This is a genomic window from Thalassospiraceae bacterium LMO-JJ14 (assembly GCA_021555105.2).
GTDB lineage: Bacteria > Pseudomonadota > Alphaproteobacteria > Rhodospirillales > Casp-alpha2 > UBA4479.
On the sequence record CP134604.1, the window covers coordinates 2,287,111 to 2,300,890 of the forward strand.

Consider the following 13,780-nt stretch of genomic DNA (forward strand, 5'->3'; position numbering starts at 1 on the left):
GTATCAGGCGAGGATTTTTCTAAGCGCGCTCAGCGTCAGGTCGATGCTTTCCGTGCCGACGTCAAGATGGGTGACGGCCCGCATGCGGGTATCCGTCTGTGCACCGATGCGGATGCCGTGTTCCAGTAACTGAGCTGCCACATCGCGGGCATTCTTACCCGTGCCTGCGACATCGAAGAACACAAGGTTGGTCTCGCAGGTATCATTCTGCACCGTAACACCCTTGATCTCGCGCAGCCCCGCATGAAGTTTGCGGGCATTCTCGTGATCATCCCTGAGACGTTCCACATTATGATCGAGGGCATAATTGCATGCCGCCGTGACAAGCCCCGACTGGCGCAAGGCGCCGCCGAACTGGTGCTTGATGCGGAACGCTTCGTCGATGAAGTCGGCTGGTCCGGCGAGAACGCCGCCGATAGGGCAGCCCAGTCCCTTTGAGAAATCGATCCACACACTGTCGACCGCGGCGGTGAAATCGCTCGCCTGGGAATTGCTTTCGACAACGGCATTCATCAGGCGCGCGCCATCCATGTGCGCGAACATATCAAGGCTGTGTGCGGTGTCGGCCACGTCGCGGATATGATCGATCGGCCAGATTTTACCGCCGCCGAGGTTCGATGTGTTCTCGATATTGACGACTTTCGGACGTGGCGAATGGCGTCCCGGGTTGGCCACGGCGGCGCGCACTTCGGTCCCTGTGAATATGCCTTCGGGGCTGTCGATGGTGGTGATCATCAGACCGGAAAGGGCGGCCGGGCCACCGGTTTCGAACAGCAGCGCATGGCCTGTTTTATCCATGACGATGGCGTCGCCCTGGCGTGCCCAGACACGGTAGGCGATTTCGTTGCACATGGTGCCGGACGGCAGAAAGACAGCCGCTTCCTTGCCGAGCAGTTCGGCAACGCGTTCCTGCAGGCGGTTGGTAGTCGGATCTTCGAGTGCCTGTTCGTTGCCGCATTCGGCATCGGCCATGGCCTGGCGCATGCCGGCCGTCGGTTTTGAGTTGGTATCGGAATAAAGATCGACGCGGAGTTTGCCGGCGATTTCAGCGGCCTTGCGCGCGTTGCCGAGTAAATCGACTTTCATGACTGGCTCTCCCGTGAAGTGTATGCCCGGTTATACAGGCTATATTGTTTCACCCCTTGGAGAACACAACCTCTTTGGTGAGGAAGGCAGGCATGTGTTCACCCCAGGTGGGGTTCTCATCGTCGTCCTTGCCGCTCAAATTGCCGGTGCCGGGTTTCTTTTCGGCATTTTTACGGGCCGGTTTGCGGGTCGGTTTTTCGCCGTTTTTTGAAGCGGGTTTCTCGTCGCCCTTGGATTCGGCCTTGGGTTCCGCCTTGGATTCCTGCTTCGGTTCCGGCTTTTCGGCGCTCTTTTCTTTGGTGCCCCGGCCACGGCCGCGCTTGGGTTTCTCGTCGGATTTCGTATCCGGTTTCTGTTCGGTCTTGTCGGTCTTTTCAGCGGGCGATTGATCCGCTGCTTTTTCCGGCGCCTGATCCGTAGCCTTATCCGAAGCTTGGGCAACCGCCTCGACTTGCTGGGCGCTGCCGGTTTCGCCGGTCAGTACCGGAATCGGCTTGCCGATCAGTTTCTCGATGCCGTCCAGATATTTCTTTTCATCCGGCATCATCAGCGTAAAGGCTGCACCTTTGCGCCCGGCACGTCCCGTACGGCCGATGCGGTGCACATAATCTTCGGCATGCGTCGGTACATCGAAATTGAAGACGTGGCTGACCGTCGAGATATCGAGGCCACGCGCGGCAACGTCGGAGCAAACCAGAATGGTGACTTCGTTCTTCTTGAATTTATCGAGCGTATCCATGCGCACCGACTGTGCCATATCGCCATGCAGGCGGGCTGCATTGACACCGTGCTTTTCAAGTGAACGGTAGACCACGTCGACATCGCGTTTGCGGTTGCAGAACACAAGCGCATTGGTCAGTTCGGTTTGTGATTTGATCAGACCGCGCAGGGCTTCACGCTTGACCTTTTGCGCCGCACCCGGCGCACGGCCTGCGGATTTGAGTTTGATCAGCCCCTGCGTGATGGTGTCGGCGGTGGACGCCGGCGCGGATACGGAAATTTCCTTCGGGTTCGACAGGAACTTGTCGGCCAGACGGCGGATTTCCTTGGGCATGGTTGCCGAGAACAGCAGCGTGGTACGCATCGGCGACAGCAGGCTGACGATCTTCTCGACGTCGGGAATAAAGCCCATGTCGAGCATTCGGTCGGCCTCGTCGATGACCAGCACCTTGACGTCGTTCATCAGCAGGTGGCCGCGTTCGAAGACGTCCAGCAACCGACCCGGCGTTGCGATCAGCACGTCGACGCCGCGGTTCAGCACCTTAAGCTGTTCTTCCATCGATGAGCCGCCGATCAGAAGAGCTTTCGAAAGCTTGTGATATTTGCCGTAAACTTCGAAATTGTCGGCGACCTGTGCAGCCAGTTCGCGCGTCGGCTCGAGGATGAGCGAGCGCGGCATGCGTGCCTTGGCACGGCCTTGCGCCAGAATATCAATCATCGGCAGGGTGAAGGAGGCCGTTTTGCCGGTACCTGTCTGGGCACAGCCCAGCACGTCGCGGCCCATCAGGACAACGGGGATGGCTTTCTCCTGGATCGGAGTCGGTTCCTCGTAACCCGCTTCAAGAACGGCACGGAGAAGTTCGTCGCTAAGACCGAGATCGGTAAATTTCATATGGAAGCGTTTTTCCTGAGATGCCATTGCGAGCCGCTACGTGGCCAAAGATTTAAGTGCATCTCGTCATCATCATTATTAGACTGGCCGGAGTGTATGGTTTCAGCGGCTTAAGTCAATAACTTCCGGCCTTTTCCAAAGCGAAAGCATATTCTAACGTCATTCCATGAAAACACCTTTGCTTCTTTTGCCCGGCTTACTTTGCGACGATGCATTGTGGTCGGGACAGGTTGCCGGGCTTGCCGATGCGTGCAGCCCGGTGATCGCGGATATGACGCTGGACGACAGTCTAGCCGGTATGGCCGTGCGCGCTGTCGCCAGAATGCCTGAAACCTTTGCTGTCTGCGGCTTGTCCATGGGCGGTTACACGGCGATGGAAGTCATGCGCCAGGCCCCCGAACGGGTCACGCACCTGGCGCTGTTCGACACATCGCCGCACGCCGACACGAACGAGCGGATCGAAATCCGCCGGGATTTGATCGGGCGTGTCGAAAACGGCGGATTCACGGACGTCATCGAAGAACATTTCCAGAGCTTCGTCCATCCATCGCGCCTGAGCGACGATGAACTGATGGCGAAAATTCGCGCCTCCGCCCTGCATGTCGGGCCGGAAGCCTATGTGCGTCAACAAAACGCGATTATTCAGCGTCCGGACAGCACGGAATCCCTGAAGCGGATCGATTGCCCGACGCTCGTACTGTGCGGTGCCGAAGATGCGCTGACACCGCCGCCGCTGCATGACGAGATGGCGGCGCTGATTCCCGGGGCAAATCTGGTCAAGGTGCCGATGAGCGGGCATTTGCCGACCCTGGAAAGACCGGACGCCGTGAATGCGGCGATGCGGCAATGGCTCGGAATTGACTGATATGGATGGCAATGACGATATCCTGAGCCGCGTTCTCGCCGGCGAAACCCGGGCCATTGCCCGGTTGATGTCGAAAGTCGAAGGACGCCCGGCAGACGTCGCGACGGTCATGGCGGACATCCACAGGCATGCCGGGCAGGCGCACGTTATCGGTCTGACCGGTGTGCCGGGGTCCGGCAAATCGACATTGGTGCATGCCATGGCCAAGGCGCTCAGGGCGCGCGGCAAAACCGTCGGTATCGTTGCCGTCGATCCGTCCAGCCCGTATTCCGGCGGCGCGATTCTCGGCGATCGCGTCAGGATGAGCGATCTATCCACCGATAACGGGGTTTTCATTCGCTCACTGGCAACACGTGGTGCATTGGGCGGGTTGGCGCGCGCCGCGCTGGACACCGTCGATGTGTTGGATGCGGCCGGCTTTGATGTCGTGCTGATCGAAACCGTCGGCGTCGGTCAGGACGAAGTCGACATCGCCGAAGCAGCGCAAACCGTTCTTGTGGTCTCAGCACCTGGACTTGGCGACGGCATTCAGGCAATCAAGGCCGGGGTGTTGGAAATCGCCGACCTTCATGTCGTATCCAAATGCGACAAGGAAGAATCCAGCCGCACCGTCGCCGACCTGAAGGCCATGCTGCATCTCGGCTCGACGGCCCGTAACCGCCATGGCTGGGAAGTACCGGTATTGCGCACCAGCGCGGAAACGAGCCTCGGCATCGAGGAACTGGTCGATAAGCTCGAAACTCATCGCGCACATTTGATCGAGAGCGGCGAGGGCGAGATCCGCAAGCGGCGCATTCTTGAAACGCGTATTCTGAAAACCGCCGAAGACCTTTTGCGCCAGCGCATCGGCGAGGGCGATTCCCTGACCCACGCGGTTGAAAGCGCGATCAGTGGTGACATGTCACCGCGTCAGGCCGCGGAAGAATTGCTGAAGAAAATTTAACCCCTCTCCCGGCTCGCATTGCTCGCCACCCTCTTCCTTGGGAGAGGGTGAGGCCTGCGTGCGTAGCACGTGCGAGGGAGAGGGGGCGGACCTACGGCAGCTTCCGGTACTTGATGAACGGTGTCAGTTCACCGACGCGGTCGTACAGCACACGGGCGACGCTGTTGAATTCCTGCGTCATCCAGTAAACCTCGGACGCTTTCGCTTCGGCAGCCTTTTCATAGACCGCTTCGATCAGCGCGCGTCCGGCGCCGCCGACACGGGCTTTTGGATCGACGAACAAATCCTGCAAATAGCACTTGTCGTGGACGGTCCAGCAGGTGGCATGGAAAAGATAATGCACAAGACCGACAACCGATCCGTCGTCCGTACATGCGACCAGGCCGTGCGGATCGCTGTCTGCCATCAAGCGGTCCCAAAGCAGCGCCGTATTTTCGTCATCGATTGGCGCTTTATAAAACGTCAGATAGCCGTGCCAGAGTTCCGTCCAACGGGCTTTGTCTGTTTCCGCAATCGGGCGGACAGTAATGTTCATGGATATTCTCCTTCGTATGACCGGTGCTGATAGGTATCACATAATGGTCTTTTCAAAAGTACCTTAATACGCAAAATAAGGGTGCCAATTGGAGGGCGCCGTGCCACAGATTTCCGACCACGCACCGTTATTGATGATCGCCGTCGATCGCGACAGCGCCGTGCCCATGCATCGTCAGGTATACGATCAGATCCGCGACGCCATCCTTGGCGGACGTCTGGCACCGGGGCGCAGGTTGCCGTCGACCCGCGCGCTCGCGGTTGAATTATCGGTATCCAGGAACACTGTACTGGCGGCGTTCGATCAGCTTTTCGCCGAGGGATATACGGAAGGCCATGTCGGTTCCGGTACACGCGTATCCAGAGTGCTTCCCGAAGATGTACTGGCAGCGCGCACGCTCTCTGAAAAGCGCTCTGTCACCGAAACTGCACCCGACACGGAACTGTCCGTAAAGGGCCAGGCATTGTTGGCGGCAAAACCACGCATGCACAGATCTTCATCGGCGCATACCTTCCGTACAGGCTTGCCGGAAATCGACCGGTTTCCGTGGACACAATGGAGCCGCATGGTCGCCAAGTTCTGGCGCAATCCGCCACGGATGCTTGTATCTTACGGCGATCCCGGCGGACATATGCCGCTCAGGGTCGCCATCGCGGAATATCTGCGTGCCGTGCGCGGTCTCGTCTGCGATGCCGAACAGGTTATCGTGACTGCGGGGGCGCAGCAGGCAATAGATCTGGCATCCCGTGCATTGCTCGATCCCGGCGACAAGGTCTGGATCGAAGATCCCGGCTATGCGGGCATCAAGGGTGTGCTGACGGCGACCGAGGCCGAGTTGGTGCCGCTACCGGTCGATGAGCAGGGGCTTGTGGTAGCCGAAGGAATCGCGCGCGCGCCCGACGCGCGGATGGCCGTCGTCACCCCGTCGCATCAGTATCCGCTGGGGGCGGTGATGAGCCTTGCGCGGCGTCTTGAACTTCTGGAATGGGCGGCGGAGAGCGGTGCGTGGGTACTGGAAGACGATTACGACAGTGAATACCGCTATGCGGGCCGCCCGCTGTCCGCTTTGCAGGGGCTGGATCACAGCGGCCGGGTGATCTATGTCGGTACCTTTTCCAAGGTCATGTTCCCGGCGATCCGGCTCGGTTACATGGTGGTGCCGCCGTCGCTGGCGGAGCCGATCATCCGCATTCGCCGATCACTCGATGATCAGACGGCCATCGTCATGCAGCCGGTATTGGCGCAATTCATCGAAAGCGGTCATTTCGCCGCGCACATCCGCCGCATGCGCATCCTCTATGCCGAGCGCCAGCAGGTTCTGATCGATACGGTCCGCAAGCACCTTTCCGATGTTTTGGAAATTGCCCCCGATGAGGCCGGCATGCACATGGTCGCGTTGATTCGCCCTGAAGCGGGAATTTCCGATGCCGACGTTGCGGATGCCGCAGCCCGGGCAGGAGTAAGTGTTGATCCGCTGAGCGCGTTTTACCTGGGCACACCCGACCGCAACGGACTGGTGCTGGGATACGCCGGCTCGGAAACCCGCGATATCAAACGCAGCGTCGAGAAACTGGCCGCTGTGATTGGGAATATTCTCTGAGCGTCGTCCTGAACTTGATTCAGGATCCATATTTCGAGTCACGGACTTTGCCGGACTCTCAGGATTCCAAATCAAGCTTGCGATGACGGATGCAGTATATTCCGCTCAGTCCTCGGCCGTCATGGAAACATAGGTGCCGGGCGCATCGCAAAGAGCCTTGAGCTTGCCGTCGCCGGGTTTGCGGGCGTCGACCATTTCCTTGCCGTTCTGCTTCGTGATCCACTTTTCCCAATCCGGCCACCACGACCCGTCGTGCTGTTCGGCACCGGCCAGCCATTTGTCAGGATCGGCCGGCGTTTCGTCGTTGATCCAGTAGCAGTACTTGCCAGCCGCGGGCGGGTTGACGACACCGGCGATATGGCCGGATGCGGAAAGCACGAAGCGGATCGGGCCTTTGTAAAGCTGCGTCGCCTTGTAGGTCGGAATCCACGGCGCGATGTGATCTTCGCGAGTCGAAATGATGTACGTCGGCACATCTATCTTGCGGAGGTCCAGCTTGACCCCTTCGATTTCGATACCGCCCGGTTCGACCAGTTTGTTGTCGAGATACATGTTGCGCAGATAGAAGCTGTGCATGGCCGCCGGCATCCGTGTCGAGTCCGAATTCCAGTACAGCAGATCGAACGGGAACGGATCCTTGCCGAGCAGGTAGTTGTTGACCACGAACGACCACACAAGATCATTGGCCTTCATCATATTGAAGGTCGAGGCCATCTCGCTGCCTTCCAGATAGCCGCGGGAATTCATCTTGTCTTCGAGGTTCTTGAGCGAGGTGTCGTCGATGAACACACCAAGATCGCCGGCTTCCTCGAAGTCGACCATCGTCGTGAAGAAGGTGGCGGATTTGACGCCCTTCATCTTTTTCGCCGCCATATAGGCAAGCGTGGTCGCAAGCAGGGTGCCGCCGATGCAATAGCCGATGGCGTTGACCTCGTCTTCGCCGGTTGCCTTCTTGATCGCTTCGATGGCGGCCAGCGGACCTTCAAGCATGTAATCGGTAAACGTTTTCATGGCCAGTTCGCGGTCCGGGTTGACCCAGGAAATCACGAACACGGTGTTGCCTTGTTCAACGGCCCATTTGATGAACGAGTTTTTCTCGCGCAGATCGAGGATGTAAAACTTGTTGATCCACGGCGGGCAGATCAGCAACGGCGTCTTGGCGACTTTTTCCGTCGTCGGCGTGTACTGGATCAGCTCCATCAAGTCATTGCGGAAGACAACCTTGCCCGGCGACGTGGCGACATTTTTGCCGACTTCGAAGGCATCGGCATCGGTCATCTTGATCGAGAGTTTTCCGCCGCCGCGCTCCAGATCCTCAAGCAGGTTGCGCAGACCGTTGACGAGGTTCTCGCCATGGCTCTCGATGGTCGTCTGCAGCACTTCGGGGTTGGTCATCACGAAATTGGTCGGCGACAGCGCATCGACATACTGCTTGGTGAAGAACTCGACCTTCTTGTGGGTTTTCTTGTCCAGGCCCTCGACGTCGCTGACGGTGGATTCCATCCAGTTCGATGTCAGCAGGTAGGACTGCTTGATAAAATCGAAGACTTCGTTTTCCCAGGCTTCGTTCTTGAAACGGCGATCGTCGCGCTCCGGCTCGACAACGGGTTCGGTATCCTGACCCATCATGCGGCTCGCGGTGTTCTGCCAGAGCTTCATATAGTCCTGCCAGAGGTGCATGTTGGCTTCGACCATTTTATGCGGCTGGGTCATCATCTTGGAGGTCATCTCGAAAAACGCCGTACCGATGTTCAGCGGGTCGTCGATGCCGACGGAAGACTTGCCGGGCTGGGAATGACTGCTCAGGAATTCCTGCACGAGGCGCTGCGAGCGCTCGGCGATATCGGCCATCGTTTCCGAAATCTGGGACTCATCGATATCGACTTTTTGCTTGGATTGATCAGTCATTTAAACACCTATCAGAAGCCTTTGATAAACAAGAGAAACCGCTAAACGTGCCGGATGGAAACGTGAAGGCTTGAACACGCTTCCGGCACGGGTCACTGCCGATAAAGCCAGCTTGAAATTTGTATATCGCCATGCTTATTGTGCAATGCAACATATTTGCATGTTTGTAAAGATTTAACCCTTTGGGAGCAATGTAAAATCTTGCGCTCATTGTATGTTATGCTTTCAATAGCGCAGGATAACAGAATAATAGGCCCGATCAGGGGCTGGCATGGCAGTGTGCTTGTGCCATAAGGTTGCCGGGTAGGGCATATCCGGCAGGAAATAACGAGGGAGCTTAGGGGCGCAATGACAAGAACGCTTGATTCCGTGGTTGGTAAAACCGGCCAGCGACCGCTATTGAAAAGCATGATTGTCGTTATCGGCAGCTCGATTGCTTTGAGTGCGTGTTCGAAGGTTCCCGATGCCATCAACCCTGCTGCCTGGTACCGCTCGACGTCGGACTACGTCGCAGGTGAAGACAGCAAAACCAATGAAGCAGCCGGCAATGACCTGCAGGCAAATCGCGGTGAACAGCCGCCGGGCGCCGATGGCGCGAGCCCAAATCTCAGCCGTGTCGACGAGCAGATGGCGCAACGCCAGAACATGACCAGTGGCCTGACCGCCGATACGCAGGGCCGCAAGTATGCCGACAGCGTGCAGCGCCAGGGGGATTCTGCGCAGAATTCCCTGTATGCAGAGGACAAGGCACCGAGTGCGCCGCAGGTCGAAGCACAGCAAATCGCCCCGGCACCGCAACCCGCCAAGCCGGTGATGACGACCAAGGCGCCGGAACCGGCAATGCCGGCGAAAACGGTGACGAAAACCGCCGAAAGCAGTGTCGCCCCCGTTTCCAGTGGACCGGATGCTTCCTACGGCGTCGATCCTGGCATGCGCGGCCGGTTGCAGCAGCAATTGGCGGAAATTCAGGCGCGTGCCGCCGATCAGGGATCGTTGCTGCCGTCTGATACGGGCTATGCCGGGGACGGTCAGTCGACCGTGATTATTTCTTCCGGCGGTGTGCAGACGGCAATGGCGCCAACCATGCAGTTCCAGAATGTCGGCACCGGTGCCCCCCTGTCGCGTCTGGCCGCAGGGCAGGTTTCCAACAATGGCGCACTGCCTTTGCCGTCGACATCGACCAAGGTGGCGACGATCCTGTTCAATAACGGTTCAGCCGGCCTGGATGCCAACGATCGCAAAATTCTTGCCGACGTGGCCCGCCTGCAGCGTGAACGCAATGCCACCGTACGGGTGATCGGACACGCCAGCCAGCGCACGAAAAACATGGATCCGTCGGTACATAAACGCGCCAATTATCAGGTTTCGGTCAAGCGTGCCAATCAGGTTGCGTCTGAATTGAAGCGGATGGGGATTTCATCAGAGAAAATCCTGACGGCAGCCGTCGGCGACAATCATCCGATTTATCTTGAAGTCATGCCGTCGGGTGAAGCCGGAAACCGCCGCACCGAAATCTATCTTTCAAACTAGCTGCCAATTCGCCATTTCGTACGAATTCAGCCTTGTATCGCTGGGGTCTTTCTGTGATGAAAGAGCGCCATGGAACGTGACTTTTACAAGATCAGACGCCTGCCGCCGTATGTCTTTGCCGAGGTAAACGACATGAAGGCGCGTGCGCGCGCCGACGGTGCCGACATTATCGATTTCGGTATGGGTAACCCGGATTTGCCGACACCGGAACATGTGGTCGCGAAGCTCAAGGAAACCGTCGATAACCCGAAGACGCACCGCTATTCGAATTCACGCGGTATTCCGGGTCTTCGCAAGGCGATTGCCACGTATTACGGCCGTCGTTTCGGTGTCGACGTCGATCCCGACAAGCAGGCCATCGTCACGCTTGGTTCCAAGGAAGGGCTGGCCAACCTGTCGCAGGCGATCACCAGTCCGGGCGACGTTATCCTGGTGCCGAACCCGAGTTACCCAATCCATCAGTTCGGCTTCATCATCGCCGGCGCGGCGGCCCGCTCGATCCCGGTCAAGCCGGGGCCCGAGTTCATGGCGGCCCTGGACCGCGCCGTGCAGCACAGCGTGCCGAAGCCGACGGCGGTGGTGCTCAACTATCCGAACAATCCGACAGCCGAACTGGCCAGCCTCGATTTCTACGAAGAAGTCGTCGATTTCTGCCGTCATCACGGTATCTGGATATTGTCCGACCTGGCTTACGCCGAAATCTATTTCGACGGCAATCCACCGCCGTCGATCCTGCAGATACCCAAGGCATGGGATGTCGCCGTCGAATTCACATCGATGAGCAAGACCTATTCCATGCCGGGCTGGCGCATCGGTTTTGCGGTCGGCAATGAACGCCTGATCGCGGCACTGGCACGGGTAAAGTCCTATTTGGATTATGGTGCCTTCACACCGATCCAGGTGGCTGCCGCTGCCGCGCTGAATGGTCCGCAGGATTGTGTCGACGAAGCCAGAAGCATCTACAAGGAACGCCGCGATATTCTGATCGATGGCCTGTCTGCCGCCGGCTGGAATATCCCGTCACCGCCGGCGACGATGTTTGCCTGGGCACCGATACCACCTGCGTTCAAGGACATGGGATCGATCGAGTTTTCCAAACTGTTGCTGAGCGAAGCCGAGGTCGCCGTCGCACCGGGGCTGGGCTTTGGGGAACATGGCGACGATCATGTCCGTATCGGCCTGGTCGAAAACGTCCAGCGTACACGTCAGGCGGTCCGCAACATCAAGAATTTCCTGAAAAGCCATGGTGTGAATGCCGATCCGGCCGCAAACCGTGCCAAGGAGGCATCATGAACACCATCAGGATCGGCATCGCCGGTCTCGGCACTGTCGGCGCAGGGACGGTACAGGTGATAGAAACCCATAAGAACCTGCTGTCGTTGCGGGCCGGATGCGATATTGAAATCACCGCCGTTTCCGCGCGTTCGCGCACGCAGGACCGGGGCATCGATATTTCCGGGTATCGCTGGTATGACGATCCGGTAGAAATGGCCGCTGCCGACGATATCGATCTTGTCGTCGAACTGATCGGTGGCTCGGACGGGGTTGCCAAGGCGCTGGCCGAGAAAGCGCTTAAGGCCGGCAAGCATGTGGTGACCGCCAACAAGGCCCTGATCGCCCATCACGGCAGCGATCTTGCCGCGATTGCCGAGGCGTCCGGAGCCGCGATTTATTGTGAAGCGGCTGTCGCCGGCGGCATTCCCATACTGAAGGGTCTGCGCGAAGGGCTGGCCGCGAACGGCATTAAACGGGTTTACGGCATTCTCAACGGCACCTGTAACTACATTCTGACGGAAATGCGCGATACGGGGCGCAGCTTTGCCGACGTTCTCGAAGAGGCTCAGAAGTTGGGATACGCCGAAACCGATCCGAGCTTCGATGTCGACGGTATCGACACCGCCCACAAACTGGCGATCCTGTCGGCGCTTTCGTTCGGTACAAAAATCGATTTCGACGGCATTCACGTCGAGGGGATCCGCAATATCGCCCCCATCGATATCGATTTTGCCGCAGAACTGGGATATGGCATCAAGCTGCTGGGCATTGCATCGCTGGACGGCGATGTGGTGGAACAGCGGGTGCACCCCTGCATGGTGCCGATCGACACCCCGATCAATCTTGTCGAAGGCTCTTTCAATGCCGTCGTTGCCGAGGGCGATTTCGTCGATACCGTGTTGCATGAAGGCCGTGGCGCCGGCGGCGGCCCCACCGCGTCCGCCGTCGTCGCCGACATCATCGATATCGCGCGCGGGCATCGTGTGCCGCTTTTCGGCATACCGGCAAGCACGCTTCGCGACATTCCGACACGCCCCATGGATCGTCATATGGGGGCGTATTACGTCCGCTTTAATGTCGTCGACAAGTCCGGCGTGTTTGCGGAAATCGCCGGCGCGCTGACGGATAACGATGTTTCCATGGAATCCGTGCTACAGCGTTCCCGCGATCCCGGGCAGATCGTTCCGGTTGTCATGACGCTGCACGAAACCGAAGAAGCGGCCATGCGCCGCGCCGTCGATCAGATCAGCCGTATCGATGCCGTGGTGGAGCCGCCGGTCGTTATTCGAATCGAAGCTCTATAAGGCCGGAACTAACTGCTGTTTGGGTCTGGTAAAACCCGGTTTTTCAGTCTTTTTGAGCTGTAATATCCCGAAAACCTGCTTTTCACGAAACTATCAGGTATTCTTCCTTTAGTTCGATCCTTGATACGGACAAAATAGCACTATGTCTGAACCCGCAGCAAAAGACCGTAACCTGTCGCTTGAGCTGGTCCGTGTGACCGAAGCCGCCGCCTTGGCGGCGTACCGGCACATGGGGTCGGGCGATCATATGCAAGCCGATCAGGCCGCCATTTCCTCGGCCAAGGAATTGCTGAACAGCCTGGCCATCGAAGGCACGGTGCGTGTCGGGGAAGGGCAGAAGGGTGAGGTTGAAAAGCTTTATCTGGATGAAAGTGTCGGCACCGGCCGGGGGCCAAAGGTCGATGTTGCGGTTGTCGCCCTTGAAGGGGCGAGCATCGTTGCCCGTGGCGGGCCGAACGCCATCTCCACGGTGGCCATGGCGGAGGGGGGCAGTTTTCTGAAAGTCCCCGACATCTATATGAGCAAGATCGCCGTCGGCCCCGGACTGCCGCAAGGGGTTATCGACCTTGACCGCGAACCAGAGGAAAATCTCAAGGCCCTGGCCGCCGCAAAGTCGGTACCGGTTTCGGATCTGGTCGTCTGCATGCTCGACCGCCCGCGTCACAGTCCGCTGCTCGACAAAGTCCGTGCCGCCGGTGCGCGTGTCCGTCTGATCCTGGGCGGCGACGTCTCGGCAACGATTGCAACGGCACTGGATGAAGGCGGGGTCGATATCTACATGGGCATCGGTGCGGCCCCACAAGGTGTGTTGTCGGCGGCTGCGCTGCGAGGATTCGGCGGGCAGATGCAAGGCAGGCTCTATGCCCGCAAGGACGATGACAGGCTGCTTGCCCGCGACGCTGGGATCGAGGATTTCGACAGGATTTACACCGAGCAAGATATGGCCAGCGGTAACGTGACCTTTGCCGCGACCGGTGTGACGTATGGCGCTATTCTACGCGGTATCCATAGCCAACACGGCGGTGCGCTCAGCCATTCACTCGTTGTCCGCTCACTTACCGGCACATACCGCTTTATCGAGGCACACCATGACTTCACACGCCGGCCACCGGTCGGCTGAGA

11 protein-coding genes are annotated in these 13,780 nt (G+C 58.5%); 7 read left to right on the forward strand and 4 right to left on the reverse strand.

The window, feature by feature from the left end; genetic code table 11:
* Nucleotides 1-3 precede the first annotated feature (3 nt).
* Together L2D14_10710 and L2D14_10715 are read right to left on the reverse strand one after the other, a co-directional pair.
* Entirely contained in the window at nucleotides 4-1,086 is a 1,083-nt protein-coding gene (locus tag L2D14_10710) for a GntG family PLP-dependent aldolase (protein ID WNJ98344.1), read from the reverse strand.
* A gap of 49 nt (nucleotides 1,087-1,135) precedes the next feature.
* On the reverse strand, nucleotides 1,136-2,698 hold the full coding sequence (locus L2D14_10715; GenBank protein WNJ98345.1) for a DEAD/DEAH box helicase: 1,563 nt from the start codon (nucleotides 2,696-2,698) through the stop codon (nucleotides 1,136-1,138).
* 178 nt (nucleotides 2,699-2,876) lie between these two features.
* Between L2D14_10715 and L2D14_10720 the strand changes: the two genes are divergently transcribed.
* A complete protein-coding gene (locus L2D14_10720) occupies nucleotides 2,877-3,563 on the forward strand; it encodes an alpha/beta fold hydrolase (protein WNJ98346.1) in 687 nt (228 codons plus the stop codon).
* Nucleotide 3,564: 1 nt separating this feature from the next.
* Nucleotides 3,565-4,506, forward strand: coding sequence for a methylmalonyl Co-A mutase-associated GTPase MeaB (gene meaB, locus L2D14_10725; protein WNJ98347.1), 942 nt, complete (start codon nucleotides 3,565-3,567; stop codon nucleotides 4,504-4,506).
* Nucleotides 4,507-4,597: 91 nt separating this feature from the next.
* On the opposite strand, the gene L2D14_10730 is transcribed toward meaB, so the two are convergent.
* The gene (locus L2D14_10730; GenBank protein WNJ98348.1) at nucleotides 4,598-5,041 is read right to left on the reverse strand and encodes a GNAT family N-acetyltransferase; all 444 of its coding nucleotides are present in this window, start codon (nucleotides 5,039-5,041) and stop codon (nucleotides 4,598-4,600) included.
* 100 nt (nucleotides 5,042-5,141) lie between these two features.
* On the opposite strand from L2D14_10730, the gene L2D14_10735 reads away from it, so the two are divergent.
* Entirely contained in the window at nucleotides 5,142-6,641 is a 1,500-nt protein-coding gene (locus L2D14_10735; protein WNJ98349.1) for a PLP-dependent aminotransferase family protein, read from the forward strand.
* Nucleotides 6,642-6,746: 105 nt separating this feature from the next.
* On the opposite strand, the gene phaC is transcribed toward L2D14_10735, so the two are convergent.
* Nucleotides 6,747-8,549: a class I poly(R)-hydroxyalkanoic acid synthase gene (gene phaC / locus L2D14_10740; GenBank protein WNJ98350.1), complete on the reverse strand. Its 1,803-nt coding sequence runs from the start codon at nucleotides 8,547-8,549 to the stop codon at nucleotides 6,747-6,749.
* 348 nt (nucleotides 8,550-8,897) lie between these two features.
* Between phaC and L2D14_10745 the strand changes: the two genes are divergently transcribed.
* From L2D14_10745 to glpX, 4 genes are all read left to right on the forward strand, one after another.
* A complete protein-coding gene (locus tag L2D14_10745; GenBank protein ID WNJ98351.1) occupies nucleotides 8,898-10,079 on the forward strand; it encodes an OmpA family protein in 1,182 nt (393 codons plus the stop codon).
* A gap of 69 nt (nucleotides 10,080-10,148) precedes the next feature.
* A complete protein-coding gene (locus L2D14_10750; protein ID WNJ98352.1) occupies nucleotides 10,149-11,372 on the forward strand; it encodes an LL-diaminopimelate aminotransferase in 1,224 nt (407 codons plus the stop codon).
* Nucleotides 11,366-12,658 carry a homoserine dehydrogenase gene (locus tag L2D14_10755; GenBank protein WNK01677.1) on the forward strand — a complete coding sequence of 431 codons (1,293 nt, stop codon included), beginning with the start codon at nucleotides 11,366-11,368 and terminating at the stop codon, nucleotides 12,656-12,658. The genes L2D14_10750 and L2D14_10755 overlap by 7 nt, the downstream gene beginning before the upstream one ends.
* 142 nt (nucleotides 12,659-12,800) lie before the next feature.
* Entirely contained in the window at nucleotides 12,801-13,778 is a 978-nt protein-coding gene (gene glpX / locus L2D14_10760; protein WNJ98353.1) for a class II fructose-bisphosphatase, read from the forward strand.
* Nucleotides 13,779-13,780 lie beyond the last annotated feature (2 nt).

Excerpts from the sequence above, each read along its gene's own strand:
- L2D14_10730 (WNJ98348.1), bottom strand. The coding sequence starts at position 5,041 with ATGAACATTACTGTCCGCCCGATTGCGGAAACAGACAAAGCCCGTTGG.
- L2D14_10745 (WNJ98351.1), top strand. The coding sequence starts at position 8,898 with ATGACAAGAACGCTTGATTCCGTGGTTGGTAAAACCGGCCAGCGACCG.
- L2D14_10715 (WNJ98345.1), bottom strand. The coding sequence starts at position 2,698 with ATGAAATTTACCGATCTCGGTCTTAGCGACGAACTTCTCCGTGCCGTT.
- meaB (WNJ98347.1), top strand. The coding sequence starts at position 3,565 with ATGGATGGCAATGACGATATCCTGAGCCGCGTTCTCGCCGGCGAAACC.
- L2D14_10710 (WNJ98344.1), bottom strand. The coding sequence starts at position 1,086 with ATGAAAGTCGATTTACTCGGCAACGCGCGCAAGGCCGCTGAAATCGCC.
- L2D14_10750 (WNJ98352.1), top strand. The coding sequence starts at position 10,149 with ATGGAACGTGACTTTTACAAGATCAGACGCCTGCCGCCGTATGTCTTT.
- glpX (WNJ98353.1), top strand. The coding sequence starts at position 12,801 with ATGTCTGAACCCGCAGCAAAAGACCGTAACCTGTCGCTTGAGCTGGTC.
- phaC (WNJ98350.1), bottom strand. The coding sequence starts at position 8,549 with ATGACTGATCAATCCAAGCAAAAAGTCGATATCGATGAGTCCCAGATT.